Annotated in this window: 12 protein-coding genes; 3 read left to right on the forward strand and 9 right to left on the reverse strand. The window is 63.2% G+C overall.

The genetic code is table 11. The annotated features are described in order from the left end of the window. Positions 1-24: 24 nt before the first annotated feature. The 3 genes from ELH03_RS00125 to ELH03_RS00135 all read right to left on the reverse strand — a co-directional run bounded on the left by ELH03_RS00125 (position 25) and on the right by ELH03_RS00135 (position 2,205). The gene (locus ELH03_RS00125; RefSeq protein WP_003544884.1) at positions 25-516 is read right to left on the reverse strand and encodes a universal stress protein; all 492 of its coding nucleotides are present in this window, start codon (positions 514-516) and stop codon (positions 25-27) included. Between the two features lie 129 nt (positions 517-645). After that, complete coding sequence (trpS, locus tag ELH03_RS00130; protein ID WP_130765846.1) at positions 646-1,710, reverse strand: tryptophan--tRNA ligase; 1,065 nt, start codon at positions 1,708-1,710, stop codon at positions 646-648. Positions 1,711-1,806: 96 nt separating this feature from the next. Then, the gene (locus ELH03_RS00135; protein ID WP_128400790.1) at positions 1,807-2,205 is read right to left on the reverse strand and encodes a VOC family protein; all 399 of its coding nucleotides are present in this window, start codon (positions 2,203-2,205) and stop codon (positions 1,807-1,809) included. 188 nt (positions 2,206-2,393) lie between these two features. On the opposite strand from ELH03_RS00135, the gene ELH03_RS00140 reads away from it, so the two are divergent. Beyond that, positions 2,394-2,822: a YcbK family protein gene (locus ELH03_RS00140; RefSeq protein WP_128400791.1), complete on the forward strand. Its 429-nt coding sequence runs from the start codon at positions 2,394-2,396 to the stop codon at positions 2,820-2,822. Positions 2,823-2,847: 25 nt separating this feature from the next. Here the strand turns inward: ELH03_RS00140 and murJ are convergent, their stop codons facing one another. The 4 genes from murJ to mutS form a co-directional block, all read right to left on the reverse strand. Continuing rightward, the gene (murJ, locus tag ELH03_RS00145; protein WP_105004735.1) at positions 2,848-4,428 is read right to left on the reverse strand and encodes a murein biosynthesis integral membrane protein MurJ; all 1,581 of its coding nucleotides are present in this window, start codon (positions 4,426-4,428) and stop codon (positions 2,848-2,850) included. A gap of 24 nt (positions 4,429-4,452) precedes the next feature. Then, on the reverse strand, positions 4,453-7,359 hold the full coding sequence (locus tag ELH03_RS00150) for a [protein-PII] uridylyltransferase (protein WP_130765847.1): 2,907 nt from the start codon (positions 7,357-7,359) through the stop codon (positions 4,453-4,455). A gap of 134 nt (positions 7,360-7,493) precedes the next feature. Next, positions 7,494-7,769 carry a hypothetical protein gene (locus ELH03_RS00155; RefSeq protein WP_018244509.1) on the reverse strand — a complete coding sequence of 92 codons (276 nt, stop codon included), beginning with the start codon at positions 7,767-7,769 and terminating at the stop codon, positions 7,494-7,496. A gap of 12 nt (positions 7,770-7,781) precedes the next feature. Beyond that, a complete protein-coding gene (gene mutS / locus ELH03_RS00160) occupies positions 7,782-10,508 on the reverse strand; it encodes a DNA mismatch repair protein MutS (RefSeq protein WP_128400794.1) in 2,727 nt (908 codons plus the stop codon). 113 nt (positions 10,509-10,621) lie between these two features. On the opposite strand from mutS, the gene ELH03_RS00165 reads away from it, so the two are divergent. Beyond that, on the forward strand, positions 10,622-12,907 hold the full coding sequence (locus tag ELH03_RS00165) for an NADP-dependent malic enzyme (RefSeq protein WP_130651594.1): 2,286 nt from the start codon (positions 10,622-10,624) through the stop codon (positions 12,905-12,907). A gap of 179 nt (positions 12,908-13,086) precedes the next feature. Next, on the forward strand, positions 13,087-13,626 hold the full coding sequence (locus ELH03_RS00170; protein WP_130766693.1) for a L,D-transpeptidase family protein: 540 nt from the start codon (positions 13,087-13,089) through the stop codon (positions 13,624-13,626). A 20-nt stretch (positions 13,627-13,646) separates the two neighbouring features. Here the strand turns inward: ELH03_RS00170 and olsB are convergent, their stop codons facing one another. Both olsB and ELH03_RS00180 read right to left on the reverse strand, forming a co-directional pair. Beyond that, positions 13,647-14,525 carry a l-ornithine N(alpha)-acyltransferase gene (gene olsB, locus ELH03_RS00175; RefSeq protein ID WP_128400797.1) on the reverse strand — a complete coding sequence of 293 codons (879 nt, stop codon included), beginning with the start codon at positions 14,523-14,525 and terminating at the stop codon, positions 13,647-13,649. A gap of 108 nt (positions 14,526-14,633) precedes the next feature. Next, positions 14,634-16,916: a hybrid sensor histidine kinase/response regulator gene (locus tag ELH03_RS00180; protein ID WP_130658288.1), complete on the reverse strand. Its 2,283-nt coding sequence runs from the start codon at positions 16,914-16,916 to the stop codon at positions 14,634-14,636. Between the last annotated feature and the right edge of the window lies 1 nt (position 16,917).

Consider the following 16,917-nt stretch of genomic DNA (forward strand, 5'->3'; position numbering starts at 1 on the left):
CAAGAGACTTGTACTCAAGAAAAGCTAGCAGAGGGCGTCAATTTCCTCGTTGGTCAGCGTATCCGGCAGCACGGTGACCGGGATCGGAAACGCCGCCGCGCGGCCGGCGACCGAGGAGACCAGCGGCCCTGGACCTTCCTTCGCAGAACCGGCGGCCAGAACCAGAATCGCCACATCGCGGTCTTCCTCGATCACGGCATTGATCTGTTCGGCAGCACCGCCCTCGCGGATGACGACCTCAGGCTCGATGCCGATGGTCTCGCGCACGATCTGGGCGATCTTGGCAACGACCGCCTCGGCCTCTTCACGCGCTTCGGCCCGCATGATTTCTTCGACGCCGAGCCATTGCTGGAAATCCCCATCCGGGATCACATAGAGCAGCACCAGCCCGCCATTGGAATTCTTCGCGCGCCGGCCGGCATAATGAACGGCGCGTTGGCATTCGGGTGTGCCGTCGATTACCGCCATGAATTTGCGGCGGTGACCTTCAAGCCGTGAGAGTCGCTTTGATACCATGGCGCGGACTCTGACACCCGAAGCGGAAAATTTGCAAGTCCAGTTTTTGCCCTGATGCCCGAGAAGAAATCCTCTTCTCCCCCGGGGAAGGTCCCCTTCTCCCACGGCGGAGAGAAGAGGAGATTTATCTCAATAGAGGAAGCCGATGACGTCGCGCACTTGGCTCATCGTCACCTCGGCACGCGCCCTTGCGCGCTCGCCGCCCTTGCGCAGGATCGCGTCGATATGGCTGGTATCGTCCATCAGCCGGCGCATCTCGCCGGTGATCGGCGCCAGCACGTTGATCGCCAAATCGACCAGCGCCGGCTTGAAGACGGAGAATTGCTGGCCGCCGAATTCGGCAAGCACGTCCGCCTTCGACTTGTCGGCGAGTGCGGCATAGATCGCCACCAGATTGTCGGCTTCCGGACGGCCCTGCAGCCCGTCGATCTCGCTCGGCAAGCCGTCCGGATCGGTCTTGGCCTTCCGGATCTTCTTCGAGATCGCGTCCTCGTCATCCATCAGGTTGATGCGCGAGAGATCGGAGGGGTCCGATTTCGACATTTTCTTGGTGCCGTCGCGCAGCGACATGACGCGCGGCGCCGGCCCGTCGATCAGCGGCTCGACCATCGGGAAATAGGCATGCACCGGCTCGTTGCCGACGGTGATGTCGACGCCGTAGCCGGTCCTGCTGATATGCTCGGCATAGTCAAGGTTGAACTTCATCGCGATGTCGCGGGCAAGCTCCAGATGCTGCTTCTGGTCCTCGCCAACCGGCACATGGGTGCCGCGATAGACGAGAATGTCGGCGGCCATCAGGCTCGGATAGGCGTAAAGGCCGAGCGAGGCCTGCTCGCGGTCCTTGCCGGCCTTGTCCTTGAACTGCGTCATCCGGTTCATCCAACCGATGCGGGCAACGCAGTTGAAGATCCAGGCGAGTTCGGCATGCTGCGGCACGGCCGACTGATTGAAGACGATATGCTTTTCCGGATCGATGCCGGCGGCGATGAAGGCAGCGGCGATCGAGCGCGTCTGGCTCGGCATGTCCTCGTGCACGAGCTGGGCGGTGAGCGCATGCATGTCGACGACGCAGTAGATGCAGTCATTGCCTTCCTGCAGTGCCACGAACCGGCGGATCGCACCGAGATAATTGCCGAGATGCAGATTGCCGGTCGGCTGCACGCCGGAGAATACGAGTTTCTTGAATTCGCTCATGTCGTCCTCAATAGGCTGGTGGAGGGCCCCAGGGCTCTGCGCCCATGTTGCTAACGCGGCGGCTTATGCACGGCCGACCGGTCGCAATCAAGGGGTTCAGGCAGCCGCGTGTTGGATCAGATCGAAAGTGTTGCCGTAGGGATCCGCAAAGACCGCCACCGTGCCGTAAACCTCATGACGTGGCTCTTCCAGAAAGCGCACACCGACTGCCAGCATCGCGGCATGGTCGCGGGCGAAATCGTCGGTCTTCAGAAAGAAGCCGACACGGCCACCCGTCTGATTGCCGATGGCCGCGCGCTGCGTCTCGTCTGCCGCTTGCGCCAGCAGAAACGCGGCTCCATCCCCACCCCTTGGCTTCACCACCACCCAGCGCTTGCCCTCCGGCTGCGGCTCGTCCTGAAGGCAAGCGAAACCGAGGCCATCGCAATAGAAGACCTTGGCGCGGTCGTAGTCGTCGACGACGAGGGTAACGAGGAAAAGAGACTGGGTCATCATGTGCTGCCTCGTGTTTGAGATGTTTATTCCAGGTTTGAGCGGCAATATCCCGGTTTTTAAGCCGAATTGATCAACCGTCTTACTCATAATTGAGTATAAAATTTCACAAAAAAGCTTTTTTTGAACTGAAAATCCACCGCCTGGCACCAGCGCCGATGGGGCTGCCACGGTCGCCGATCGGAGGGTCTATGCAGAACGCAACTTTGCTCGCCATAGCAGGCCTTTTCGCCTTACAATCAGCAACGGGTGCCATCGGTCAAGACATGAAAAGGCATGCCGTTCATCTTCCAAAACATCAGGCACGTCTCGCCTACACGGTCCAGACCGTCAGCGTTCGTGCCGGCTGCTTTCCAGGGCGCCTGCGAGCGGTCCTGTCGTATATTGCTGCAAAGACCGGCCGCCGCCCTGTGATAACCTCGGGCCACAGGCCGCATCCCCGCCGCCATGGGTCCCTGCACGGAAAATGTCTGGCGGCCGATATCAGGATGCCCGGCCTGTCGGAACGCACGATCATATCAGCCGCACGAAGCGCGCCGGGCATCGGCGGCATCGGCAGCTATTGCAACGGCATCATCCATGTCGACGTCGGACCGCAACGGCGATGGGTCGATTGCTGAAGCAATTTCCGGGAAAACTGCGACCTCACCCGTCCTTTGCCGGTGCCGGTTTGCGGTTCAGATTGCGTCGGATCATGCCGAGATTTGCCCCGCCGACCAGGAAAGCGGCGGCGAAATAGATCAGCATCGCGATCGCAATCAGCAGCCCGAGGGTGCCGATCTTGGTGATAAGCGGCGCGCCGGAGGCAAGCCAGGGCGCCCAGTGCTGCTTGAGGAAGACGATCGCAGCACCCATGACGGCCGCGGCGACGATCAGCAGGGCAGTGCGCTTTGCCAGCGCCCATTCCCATGTCAGATGGCCGCGGCGCAAAAGCGTGGTGAACAGCAGCACGGTGCTGATCCAGCCGGCCGTAGCTTCGGCAACCGCGATGCCGGGCGCGCCCATATAGGGGAAGAGCGTCAGCGCCGTGGCGCAGTTGGTCGCAACCGCGATGGCCGAAAAGCGCATCGGCGTCTTGGTGTCTTCGCGGGCATAGAAGCCGGGCTGCAACGCCTTGATCAGCACGAAGGCCGGCAGGCCGATGCCGTAAATCGCCAGGATCGACCCGACGACCGCGGTGTTTTCCTGATGGAAGGCACCGCGCTCATAGAGCACGCGGATGATCTCGTCGGACAGGATCCAGAGCGCGAAGGCGGCAGGGATCGTCAGGAACAGCACGAATTCGATCGAGCGGTTCTGCAGGTTTCCGGCCTCGCGCAGGTTGCCGCCCTTCAGCGCCCGGGCAAGTTCCGGCAGAAGCACCACGCCGACGGCGACGCCGACGACGCCGAGCGGCAGCTGATAGATGCGGTCGGCATATTGCAGCGCTGCGATCGCGCCGTCGCGGGAGGAGGCGATCGCCTGGCCGATCAGCTGGTTGATCTGGGTGATGCCGCCCGTCACCGCAGCCGGCACTGCCAGGATCAGCAGTCGCTTGACGTTCGGCGTCATCTTCGGGAAGCGGAAGCCGATGCTCATGCCGGCCGCGAGCACGCCGACATAGACGACGGCGAGCTGCAGAACGCCGGCGGCAAGAACGCCCCAGGAGAGGTACCAGGCCGTCGCTAGCGGATCGGCGCCGGTATAGAGCGCATAAAACAGCGCCCCGATCATCACCACGTTGAGGAAGACGGGCGCGATGGCGGCGGCGAAGAAATGATGCAGCGAATTCAGCATGCCGCTCATCATCGCCGTCAGCGACATGCACATCAGATAGGGAAACATCACCGCGGCCATGCGGATGGTGATCGAGAACTTGTCGGGATCATCGGCAAAGCCCGGCGCGATGACGAAGCGCACCAGCAACGGCATGGCAAGCTCCATCACGATGGTGATGAGCAGTAGCACCGAAAACAAGACGCCGAAGACTTCTTCCGAAAAACGCTTGGCGCCGTCCGTGCCGTTCGCCTCGATCTCCTTGGCAAAGAGCGGCACGAAGGCGGCGTTGAAGGCGCCCTCGGCAAACAGCCGGCGGAACAGGTTCGGAAAGCGGAAGGCGGCGTAGAAGACGTCGGCCATCGGTCCGGTGCCGAGGGCCGCAGCCATCAGCGTTTCACGGGCGAAGCCGAAGATGCGGCTGCCGAGGGTGGCACCGCCGACGGTCGCGAATTTCTTGACGAGGCTCATGCGTTTGGGCTCATGCGTGGTGGCTCATATGGGGGAACCGGCCTTCTTTTCGGCGGCAGGCGGGGTCCGGGCGGTGGCGGCGGGTGCGATGATGCCGGAAGGCATACGCTCGCGCAGCTCGTCTTCTTCCTCGGCCATGACGGCCTTCATCCGGGCGGTGATGTTGGCGCGCTTACTGTCGCCGGATATTTTCTGGCCGACCAGATCGGTGACGTAGAAGGTGTCGATCACCTTCTCGCCGAAGGTGGTGATGCGGGCCGACTGGATGTCGAGCGACAGATCGGAGAGCACGGCAGTGATCTCCGACAGCAATCCCGGCCGGTCGAGGCATTCGACCTCAATGACCGTGAACTTGTTCGACAGGCTGTTGGTGATGTTGACCGACGGCGGAATGACGAAAGCCTTGCTTTTCTTGCGGTTGCGCGAGCGCGTGGCGATGACCTCGGGCAACCGCTTGCGGCCGGACAGCACGTCCTCGATCATCCGTCCGATCGTCGCCGCCCGCCGCAGCTCGTCGGCATCGTCGGTAAATTCGCGGCTGACATGGATCGTGTCGAGCGCCCGCCCGTCCGATGTCGTGAAGATCTGGGCGTCGACGATGTTGGCCCCGGCCGCAGCACAAGCGCCGGCAATGACGGCGAGCAATCGCGGATGGTCGGGCGACAGTACGGTGATCTCGGTGATCGCGTGGAAACTGTCGGTGCGCACCGTGGTGGCGAGCGCCTGGCCCGCCTTATCAGACTGGCGGATGAAATGGGCGTGACGGATCTGGTCTTCCAGCGGCACCGAGAGCAGATAGGGCTGATAGTGCAGCTTGGTATAGGTATTGCGGTCCTTCTGGCTCCAGTCGGCGAGCGCTGAATGCAGCGCCTCGGCGGCGGCATTGGCCCGCTCCTTGCGGGAGACCTCCGAAAAGCCGCCGGCCAGCAGCAGCTCGGTTTCATAATAGAGCGTGCGCAGAAGCTGGCCCTTCCAGCCGTTCCAGACGCCCGGACCGACGGCGCGGATATCGCAGATCGTCAGGATCAAGAGCATCTTCAGCCGGTCGAGCGACTGCACGCGGTCGGCGAAATCGGTGATCGTCTTGCGGTCGGTGAGGTCGCGGGTCTGCGCCACCATCGACATCGTCAGATGTTCCTCGATCAGCCAGACGACGATCTCAGTCTGTTTCTGCGACAGGCCGAAGCGGGCGCAGAGCTTGCGGGCGACGCGGGCGCCGGCGATCGAATGATCCTCCTGGCGGCCTTTGGCGATGTCGTGGAGGAGAACGGCGACATATAGCGCCTCGCGATCCTCGATGCCGGGCATCAGCTTGTTGGCGAGCGGATGCAGGTCCTCGGCGCGCCCCTTGTCGATCTCGGAGAGAATGTCGACGGTGCGGATCAGATGTTCGTCGACCGTATAGTGGTGATACATGTTGAACTGCATCATCGCGACGATCTTGCCGAATTCGGGGATGAAGCGGCCGAGCACGCCGGCCTCGTTCATGCGGCGCAGGATGAGCGCCGGATCACGCTTCGACGTCAGGATCGACATGAACAGGCGGTTGGCCTCGTCGTTTTCCCGCAGGCTGTTGTCGATCAAAGCGAGTGAACGGGTGACGCGTTTCAGCGCGTCCGGATGGAATTCCAGCCCGTTGATGTCGGCGACGTGGAAGAGCCGGATCATGTTGACCGGATCGCGCTTGAAGACTTCGGGGTCGGCGAGCGCGATGCGGCCGCGGTCTTCGACGAATTCGACGCTGCCGGCGATCTTGCGGTTGCGATGGGTAAAGCGGCTGATGACGCCGGTGAGGCCGGGGATCGACTTCGCCTGCTGGTCTTCAAGCGCGGCGCAGAGGATGCGCGTGAGATCGCCGACATCCTTGGCGACGAGGAAATAGTGCTTCATGAAGCGCTCGACGGCCGAAAGGCCCGGGCGGGTGTGATAACCGAAGGCTTCGGCGATCTCGCGCTGGATATCGAAGGACAGGCGCTCCTCGGCCTTGCCAGTCAGGAAGTGCATATGGCAGCGCACCGCCCAGAGAAAATCGTCGGCTTTCTCAAGCAGACGGTATTCGTGCTTGGACAGCACGCCGAGCTTGACCAGCTCCGCCTGGTCGCGCACGTGGTAATAATATTTCGAGATCCAGAACAGCGTGTGCAGGTCGCGAAGTCCGCCTTTGCCTTCCTTGACATTCGGCTCGACGAGATAACGCGTGTCGCCCGCCTTGCGGTGGCGCTCATCGCGCTCGGCAAGCTTGGCGGCGATGAATTCGGGACCGGTGCCGGTGACGATTTCCTTGTCGAAGCGGGTCTCGAGCTCGGTTTCCAGCCGCTGCAGGCCGCAGATGTAGCGCATCTCCAGGATGGCGGTGCGGATGGTCATGTCGGACTTGGAAAGCGCGATGCATTCCTCCACCGTGCGGGTGGCGTGGCCGACCTTGAAGCCCATGTCCCAGAGCACGTAGAGCATGAATTCGACCGCCTTGTGCGTCTCTTCCGCCGGCCTCGGCAGGAAGAGGAACAACAGGTCGATATCCGAGCCGGGCGCCAGCGTGTCGCGGCCGTAGCCGCCGACGGCGGTCACCGCGAACTTGTCCTTCTGATGCGGAAAGATATGGGCGGTGGCGAAATTGTAGAGGACGGTGATGATCTGGTCCTGCAGCCAGGAAATCCGGTAGGCGCAATTGAGCCCGCCGCCGTCGGCCATCAGTGCGGCGCGCGCCTTCTGCCGACCTTCCGTGCTCGCCTTCTTCAGCACGGCCAGGAGATCGGCGCGCAGTACGTCGGGCCGGTTGCGGTTGGCCTCGGCAACGGCGTCACACTGCTTCTGCAAGAGCTCGACGTCGAGGATATTGGAGAAATCGAGGTCGCGCATCGCTGTCGCCGGGACGGTTTCCTGTTCATGCCGGGCTGCCGGTTCACGGCCTGCCGCTTGTTTCGTCTGCATGCGCTATAGCCCCTTTGCCCGGCGATTGACACGGGCTTTCATACTGCAAGAACCTTTAAATTTGGCGAAATGGTGTTGGTTCGCTGCAAGATGCAAGGGCGCTTTGACGCAAGGCGCCGGCTTTCCCGGAATCCTCAGCCGGCGGCCCGCGCATTCAGCAAATGCAGAACCTGCCGTGTCTCGCGCATGATCTCTTCAAGCGCCTGCCTGTCGCATTCGCGATAGCCGGCCTTGGCGATCGACGTTCCGAGTTCGCAGATCATCGCGCAACAGCGGGTGATTTTCAGCATGCCGATCGGCGAAGTCCAGCCGCGCGCATTGCGGTCCTTATCGGCGCGCCGCATCGTGTCGAGCATGGAGCAGATCAGCGAGAGGCGCTCGGTTTCGCGAACCAATTTTTCCATGAACATGGCGCGCTACTCCTATTTCAGCTTCTTCTTGAGGTCGTAAAGTGCATCCATTGCCTCGCGCGGCGTCATGTCGTCAAGGCTCATCGCTTTCAACGCCTCCTCGACCTTGGAGGTCCCGCGGGCCGTATCCTCGCGGCGCACCGCCACCTGGAAGAGCGGCAAGTCGTCGATCAGCTGGCTCGCCGGGTTCTTTCGGTCGGCATCTTCCAGACGGGTGAGCACATCGCGGGCCCGCGCCACGACCGAGGCCGGAAGCCCGGCAAGGCGCGCGACCTGAATGCCATAGGAGCGGTCCGCCGCACCCGGCCCGACCTCGTGCAGGAAAATGACGTCGCCGTCCCATTCCTTGACGCGCATCGTGGCGTTCGACAGCCGGCCAAGCTTTTCCGAAAGCACGGTCAACTCGTGGAAATGCGTGGCGAAGAGGCCGCGGCAGCGATTGGCCTCATGCAGGTGCTCGACGGCGGCCCAGGCGATCGACAGACCGTCGAACGTGGCGGTGCCGCGACCGATCTCGTCGAGGATGACGAGGGAACGGTCGCTCGCCTGGTTGAGGATCGCCGCCGTTTCGACCATCTCCACCATGAAGGTCGAGCGGCCGCGCGCCAGGTCGTCTGAGGCGCCGACACGCGAGAAAAGCCGGTCGACGATGCCGATATGGGCTGATGTCGCCGGCACGAAGGAGCCCATCTGCGCTAGAATGGCAATGAGCGCATTCTGGCGCAGGAAGGTCGACTTGCCGCCCATGTTCGGGCCGGTCAGCAGCCAGATCGCCCCGTCCCGGTCGCCGGTCTTTGGCGAGAGATCGCAATGATTGGCGACGAAGGGGCCGCCAGCCTGCCGCCGCAGCGCCTGCTCGACGACGGGATGGCGCCCACCTTCGATGGCAAACATCTTCGAGCCGTCGACCTGCGGGCGGCAATAGGCCTGCTCCTCGGCGAGAAGCGCCAGACCTGCGGCGACGTCGATGACGGCAAGCGCCCGGGCGCCTGATTTGATCGCCTCGGCTTCCGCAACGACGGCCGCCGTCATCCTGTCGAAGGCTTCGAGCTCGATCGTCAGCGCCTGGTCGGCGGCATTCGCGATGCGGCTTTCGAGATCGGCAAGTTCGGTCGTGGTGAAGCGCATCGCGTTCGCCATCGTCTGGCGGTGGATGAAGCGGGCTTTCGCGTCCGCCGTCTCCGTCATCGGTGAGGCATTGCCGGCCGTGACTTCGATGAAATAGCCAAGGACGTTGTTGTGCTTGATCTTCAGCGACCGGATGCCGGTTTCCTCGGCATATTGCAATTGCAGGCCGGCAATGACGCGACGCGACTGGTCGCGCAACGCCCGGACCTCGTCGAGCTCGGCGCTGGCTCCGTCGCGCAGGAAGCCGCCATCGCGTTTCAACAGCGGCAATTCGTCGGCAAGCGTCTCGGCAAGCAGCTTTTCCAGGGCCGCGGGAAGGGCCTGCAGCCCGGATAATGCTTGGCCGAGCTCTTCGGGCAGCATCGCCTTGCCGAGCATCGCCGCAAGTCCGCCCGCCGCTTCCAGGCCCTGGCGGATCGCCCAGAGATCGCGCGGACCGCCGCGGTCGAGCGCCAGCCGCGACAGCGCGCGCGGCATGTCGGGCACATGTTTCAGCGTGTCGCGCAGATTGCCACAGAGCAAGGGTTCGCCGATCAGGAAGCCGATCGAATCGAGCCGCGCATTGATACGGACGGGGTCGGTCAGCGGCGACATCAACCGTTCGGCGAGAAGCCTGGCACCGCCGCCGGTGACGGTGCGGTCGATCGCCTTTAGCAGCGAACCGTTGCGATCGCCCGAAAGCGTGCGGGCAAGTTCCAGATTGGCGCGGGTGGCGGGGTCGATGAACAGCGTCGAAGCGGCACTTTCCCGTTCCGGCTTTCCAAGCGGCGGCCGCTCGGCGATCTGTGTCTTCTCGACATAGGCGACGGCGGCAGCCGCGGCTGCAAGCTCGGCGCGCGAAAAGGTGCCGAAGCCGTCGAGCGTCGCGACGCCGAAATACCGCGCGATCCGGCCTTCAGCGCTGGCGCTGTCGAAGAGCACGGCCGGCTGCGGCACGGCTGTCCGGCCGAGCACGTCGAAGACCGGCTTGAGTTCGGGATCGTGGAAGATCGTGTCGGGCAGGATGAGTTCGCGCGGATCGATGCGCAGGATATCGGCAAGCAGGCGCGAGGCTTCGGTCTCGGCAAGCCGGAAGACGCCGGTGGAAATATCGATCCAGGCAAGCGCCAGCAAGGCCTCGCCGCTGCCGCGAATGCGGGTCAGCGCCATCAGATAGTTGGATTCCGAGGGCGAAAGCAGCTTTTCCTCGGTGATCGTGCCTGGAGTGACGAGGCGGACGACGTCGCGCCTGACGACGGATTTCGCGCCGCGTTTCTTTGCTTCCGCGGGATCCTCGATCTGTTCGCAGACGGCGACACGGAAGCCGAGTGAAATCAGCTTCTGCAGATAGTCGTCGGCCGCATGCACCGGAACGCCGCACATCGGGATATCCTGGCCCATGTGCTGGCCGCGCTTGGTCAGCGTGATACCGAGCGCGCGTGAGGCTTCCAGCGCATCCTCGAAGAACAGCTCGTAGAAATCGCCCATGCGATAGAACAGAAGCGAACCCGGATTGTTCGCCTTGATCTCGATAAATTGCTCCATCATCGGCGTCGCCGAGGCACGGCTTTCCGCCGTGGCGAGCTCGGCAGCCGAAAAGGCTTCATTCCCTGTATCTATTCGTGCGTTCACGGAGGTGCAGTTTTTCCCAAAAAAACAGGTGCCAACCCTATCCGCGCGCCGCTATAGATGACAACAGCATTTGAGGAAGAGCAAAGCGTCGCCCACAGGACGTTGGAGGATTTATGCCCGATATCGATAAGAAGGACCGGCCGGTGACCTCAGTTACCGACCAGGAGGCGCTCGAATTTCACGCAATGGGCCGGCCCGGCAAGCTGGAGATCAACCCGACCAAGCCGATGGCGACGCAGCGCGACCTCTCGCTTGCCTATTCGCCGGGTGTTGCCGTACCCGTCAAGGCGATCGCCGCCGATCCGCAGACGGCCTATGATTACACGGCCCGCGGCAACATGGTCGCCGTCATTTCCAACGGCACGGCGATCCTCGGCCTCGGCAATCTCGGCGCGCTGGCCTCCAAGCCCGTCATGGAAGGCAAGGCGGTGCTGTTCAAGCGCTTCGCCGATGTCGATTCCATCGACCTCGAGATCGATACGGAAAATGTCGACGAGTTCATCAACTGCGTGCGCTTTCTCGGTCCCTCCTTCGGCGGCATCAACCTTGAGGATATCAAGGCGCCGGATTGTTTCGTCATCGAAAGCCGGCTGCGCGAGCTGATGGACATTCCCGTCTTCCATGACGACCAGCACGGAACGGCGATCATCGCCGCTGCCGGCCTGATCAACGCGCTGGAGCTGACCGGCCGCGACCTGAAGACGACGAAGCTCGTCTGCAATGGTGCGGGTGCTGCGGCGATCGCCTGCGTTGAACTGATCAAGGCGATGGGTTTTGCGCCTGAGAACGTCATCCTCTGCGATACCAAGGGCGTCATCTACCAGGGCCGCACCGAGGGCATGAACCAGTGGAAATCGGCGCATGCGGCAAAGACCGACGCACGCACGCTGGAAGAGGCGATGGAGGGCGCGGACGTCGTTTTCGGCCTGTCGCAGAAGGGCGCGTTTTCGGCGGAGATGATCCGCTCGATGGCGGAGCGGCCGATCATCTTCGCCATGGCCAATCCCGATCCCGAGATCACGCCGGAAGAGGTGGCCCGCATCCGCGATGACGCGATCATGGCGACGGGCCGTTCGGACTATCCGAACCAGGTCAATAACGTCCTCGGCTTTCCCTATATCTTCCGCGGCGCTCTCGATGTGCGCGCGTCCACAATCAACGACGCGATGAAGATCGCCGCCGTCAAGGCGTTGGCAAATCTTGCCCGCGAGGACGTGCCGGATGACGTGGTCGCCGCCTATCAGGGCAACCGGCCGCGTTTCGGGTCGCAATACATCATCCCCGTTCCCTTCGATCCCAGGCTGATCTCGGCGATCCCGGTCGCGGTCGCGCAAGCGGCAATCGAAAGCGGCGTCGCCCGCAAGGTCATCACCGACATGGCCGGTTATGCCCGCGAGCTTTCGGCGCGCCGCGATCCGATCGCCTCGACGCTCGCCAGGCTCTACGAGCGTGTCCGCCGCCATCCGAAGCGGATCGTCTTTGCCGAGGCCGAGGAAGAACAGGTCCTGCGTGCGGCGATGTCCTATGCCAACCAGCAGCTCGGCACCGCCATCCTGCTCGGCCGCGAGGATCTGATCCGGGCGACGGCGGAACGCGCCGGCATCGATCTCAATCGGCCAGGCCTCGAGATCGTTAATGCCCGTATCTCGACCCGGGTCGAGGCCTATATCGACTATCTCTATGCCAGGCTGCAGCGGAAGGGTTATCTCCACCGCGATGCCCAGCGGTTGATCCATAACGACCGCAACCATTTCGCCGCCACCATGGTGGCGCTGGGCGACGCCGACGGCATGGTGACGGGCATTACCCGCAATTATTCGACGGCGCTCGAAGATGTGCGCCGCTGCATCGACCAGAAGCCCGGCCATCGCGTCATCGGCGTATCCCTGGCGCTCTGCCGCGGCCGCACCGTCTTCGTTGCCGATACCGCGGTGCACGACATGCCGACGGCCGAGGAGCTTGCCGATATCGCCGAGGAAGCCGCAGGTCTGGCGCGGCGCATGGGTTATCCACCGCGTGTCGCCCTGCTTGCCTATTCCACCTTCGGCCATCCCTCGGGCGAACGCTCCGAGCGGGTGCGCGAAGCGGTGAAAATCCTCGACAAGCGCCGCGTCGATTTCGAATATGATGGCGAAATGGCCGCCGATGTCGCCCTGAACCGCAAGGTGATGGAGCAATATCCCTTCTGCCGCCTCTCCGGCCCGGCCAACGTCCTCGTCATGCCGGCTTTCCACTCGGCCTCGATCTCGACCAAGATGCTGCAGGAACTCGGCGGCTCCACGGTTATCGGCCCGATCCTCGTCGGCGTCGACAAGCCGGTGCAGATCACCTCGATGGGCGCCAAGGACAGCGACATCGTCAATATGGCGGCGATCGCCGCCTATGGGGCGGGTTCGTAAACTCGCCTGCGTTTCGGAGACGCTTTTTGGTGCCCGGCCGACAGTGCGTCGGCCGGGCATTTATCCGGCTTTAGACTGGCGCCAAGGCGTGAAGCATGATGATCGCCAAGGCCTGCCAGCCATTGCCGGCCGGCCGATCATGTCCTGCCTCGAGCGCACCTCCTGAAGATGAGATCAAGTTGAGAAACAAGCTTGTCGTTTTAGCCACCGTGATCGCCAGCTGTTTCGCCTATACGAAATTGATGGCCAGGGTCGGCTCAGGCTCGCCGCCTCCGGACGCGCCATTGGAACAACGGGCTGACCTCATTCGCGTTTATAAATCCGAACGCCGCATGGTCCTTTTGAGAGGCGATGCTCCCATCTCTACATACCGGATTTCTCTCGGCACGGCTGCCGATGCCGGGCCAAAGCAACGAGAAGGTGACGAGAGAACACCTGAAGGACGTTATGAAATAGACTGGCGAAATCCAAAGTCCATGGCCTATCTGAGCCTGCACATCTCCTATCCAAACCCGGATGATCGGCGCAACGCTGAAGCGGGAGGTTTTCCCGCCGGGGGCGATATCATGATCCACGGGCTTCCCAATGGCTGGGGCCTCTTCGGAAACGTCCATCACCTGTGGGATTGGACGGATGGCTGTGTTGCAGTAACCAACTCGGAGATGCGGGATATCTGGGCTCGCGTCCCCAACCATACACCGATAGAGATCATGCCCTGAAGCATTGCAGGGCCTGGCGCCTAGCTCGCGAAGCGGCCGGCATCGGCGCCGTAATAATTGAGGTAGCGGTCCGAGATGCTGGAGATCGGCAGCACGATCAGCACGTCAGTCGTGTTGAAGGCATGATCGACGACCGCGCTGGAGCCGACCATCGCGCCGAGGCGCAGATAGCCCTTAATCAGCGGCGGCAGCGCCATCAGCGCCCGCTTCGGGTTGATGGCCTCGACGGGCATCAGGTCCATGTTGCGGGCGAGATCCGGCAGCGCCCCGACGGCCCATTCGTTCTTCGCCAGCACATTATGGTAGAGGAAGGACAGCGCCAGTGCGTGGCTTTCGAGATAGACGCCGGGGAACGAGGCGCAGCCGAACATGGCGCTGACGCCGTGTTTCAGCGCATAGGCCCAGTTGCCCTGCCACAGGAGTTCGACGGTGCGCTTGGTGCGGTATTCCGGCAGCACGCAGGAGCGGCCGAGCTCCATGAAGCGCTTGTCCGGATGTTTCGCGATAAGGCCCTCGATTTCGAATTCGGAAGCCGAGTAAAAACCGCCATTGGCGATGGCGACATCCTGGCGCAACAGCCGGTAGGTGCCGACGATCTGGTCTTCCGGATCGCCCTCGATCGAGCGGTCGAGAACGAGAAGATGGTCGCAGACGGCGTCATAGGCATCGACATCACGCTGGCGGCGCATGGCATCCAGCGGCAGCTGCGCCTTCATTTCGTCGACGAAGACGCGGTAGCGCACGGCCTGGGCAGCATCGATCTCGCGCGCCGTGCGGGCAAGGCGGGTCTCCAGATTGCCGATGCGGCCGAGGATATCGCCGTCCTTCTGCACCGCAGCCGTCGAGGGCCGTGCAGCCTCCGCGGTGGTGTCACGATTCAGGATGTCGATGGCGGACATGACGATTCTCCCGTTGCCGGCTTATCGACGCCATAAAACACTTCTCTGCGACAGGAAAGTGACATTTTGAATTTCAAAGCGCAAGAAGCGTGCCGGTTCCTGAGGCGCTCACCGCGCCTCTGCCCGGCGGGCGGAGAGTGCGGCGACCGCCTGAACTTCGGTCAGCAGCCGCACCGGATCGACCGGCTTTACCATGACGCGGTTGGCGCCGTTGAGCAAGACCTGACGGCGTGATTCGTCGCTCTTGTCGGCAGTCAGCACGATCACCGGCACCGAGGCGAGATCGAGCCGCCGCTCGTGGCCGCGCAGGCGTCCCAGCATGTCGATACCGTTCCCACCCGGCATCGAGAGATCGCTGATGATGATATCGGGCCGGGCATTCGCCTCGCAGAGCGCGCAGTCGAGCAGCGACTCGAAATCTTCGACATGGCGTACCTTATGCCCGCCCTTTTCCAGGACGACGCGCACCAGCATGGCATTGATCGGATCGTCCTCGCCGAGCAGGATGCTGAGCCCGCTGGCGGGAACCATCGTCTCCGCCACCGAAAGGCCGAAGCCCGGCTGGTTGTCGTTCAGCGCGTCGCGCTTCTCCATGCCGCGCATGCGCCCGCGCAGCACGTCGATCAGCGACTGTTCGCGCAGCGGCCGGATCAGCCAGGCATCGAAGAGGTCGAGCGGATGGGCGCTGCGTTCTTCCGGGTTGACGAGCAGGACCTTACGCAGGCCGAGGGCGGCGATTTCGGCGCGATCGGCAAGATGGTCGGAAAATTCCGCCGACATGCGATGGTCGATGATGATATCGGTCGGCCGCCGTCCGCCCTTTGCCAATCCGAGCAGCGTCGTGCGCGCCGTCTCGCCGTCGCCGACGAGATGGCAGAGGCCGCCGAGCGCGGTGATCGTCTCGGCGATGGCGGTGCGCGCGGCACCTGCCGGCGCCAGCAGCACGACGCTGTTGCCGGCAAGCAGCGTGTTTCGCCGGTCGGGGCGCTCGCTGCCGATATCGACCGGGAAGCGGATGGCGAATTCGCTGCCTCTGCCCTTTTCGCTGGCAACCGTCAGAGTGCCGTTGAATTCGCGCATGATGCGGGCGGAGATGGCAAGGCCGAGCCCGGTCCCGTTGCTCTTGTCGGCAACGGTCCCGCCCTGCTCGAACTCGCCGAAGACGCGCGCCTGCTCCTCCACCGTCATGCCGGGACCGCTATCGGTCACGGTGATCAGCAAGTCGCCGGCGTCGAGCGACACGCGGATGAAGACGCCGCCGACCTGGGTGAACTTCACGGCATTGCCGATGACGTTGAACAGAACCTGGCGCAACCGCGCCGGGTCGAAACTCATATTCTCAGGGACATCGGATGACACGGTGGCGCCGATCTCGATACCCTTTTCGTGCGCCCGGTGGGCGAGCATCTCGACGACACTTTCCAGAAGCTTGCGCAGCGATTCCGAGCGCGGGTGCAGCGCGAAGCGGCCGACCTCGATGGTGGAGAAGTCGAGCAGATCCTCGACGAGCTGGGTCAATGCATGGCCGGACTGGCGGATGTTCGCGAGATAGTTCTGCTGCTCCTGCGTCAGCCGCGTCTCCGCAATCAGATGCGTCATGCCGAGGATGCCGGAAAGCGGCGTGCGCACCTCGTGGCTGACGGTGGCAAGCAGCCTCGATTTGGCGGCGCTGTTATATTCGGCCTTCTGGCGGGCCTCCTCGCGGCCCTGCGCGATGAGCCGCTCGTCGGTCACGTCGCGGGCAACGCTCTGCAGCAGCAGGCGGCCGTTCGCCGGGTCGCGGGTAACGACGTCGCGCCAGAGGAAGATGCGCTGGCCTTCCGGTGTCGAGATCTCGACATCGTAGCAGTGCGATATCGGACCGGGGCGGAAGGCCAGGCCGATCTCCTCGCAGGTTCGTCCTTCCGGACGCAGGCGCCCGGTCAGGCGGCGAAAAGTGTCGTTGGCGGAGATGATGCGCCGGTCCATGGTGCGGCTGACCGTGATGTCGCCAAGCACGTCGTGCACGTCGGCAAACAGCTTTGCGCCGGCGTTCCAATCCGGCATGGATTGACCGGGACGCTGCCCGGCCTTGCGCGACCGAACCATCAGCAGGGCATAACTGGCGATGACGGCAAGACCAAGAACGACGAGACCGCCCGAAAGCAGCAGCGGATCGCCGGCATGGGCAAGCAGCATCAGGATCGTTGCGGCAAGAAGGCCGGCGCCGCCCAGCCAGTAGAACAGCAGGCGCCTTGTCGCTGCGGGCCCGCTCTGGTGGTCATCGGCTCCCCGGGGTGCCGAGGCGTTCGGTCGTGAGGAAACGGCCTCCATCCGCTTCTCATGCGGCTTAGCGGCGGGTCCACCGAAGGCGGCGGACAATCTTTCCTGCAACTGTCCCAGGTTCTGCATG

The sequence above is a fragment of the Rhizobium beringeri genome, from assembly GCF_004306515.1.
GTDB classification, from domain to species: Bacteria; Pseudomonadota; Alphaproteobacteria; order Rhizobiales; family Rhizobiaceae; genus Rhizobium; species Rhizobium beringeri.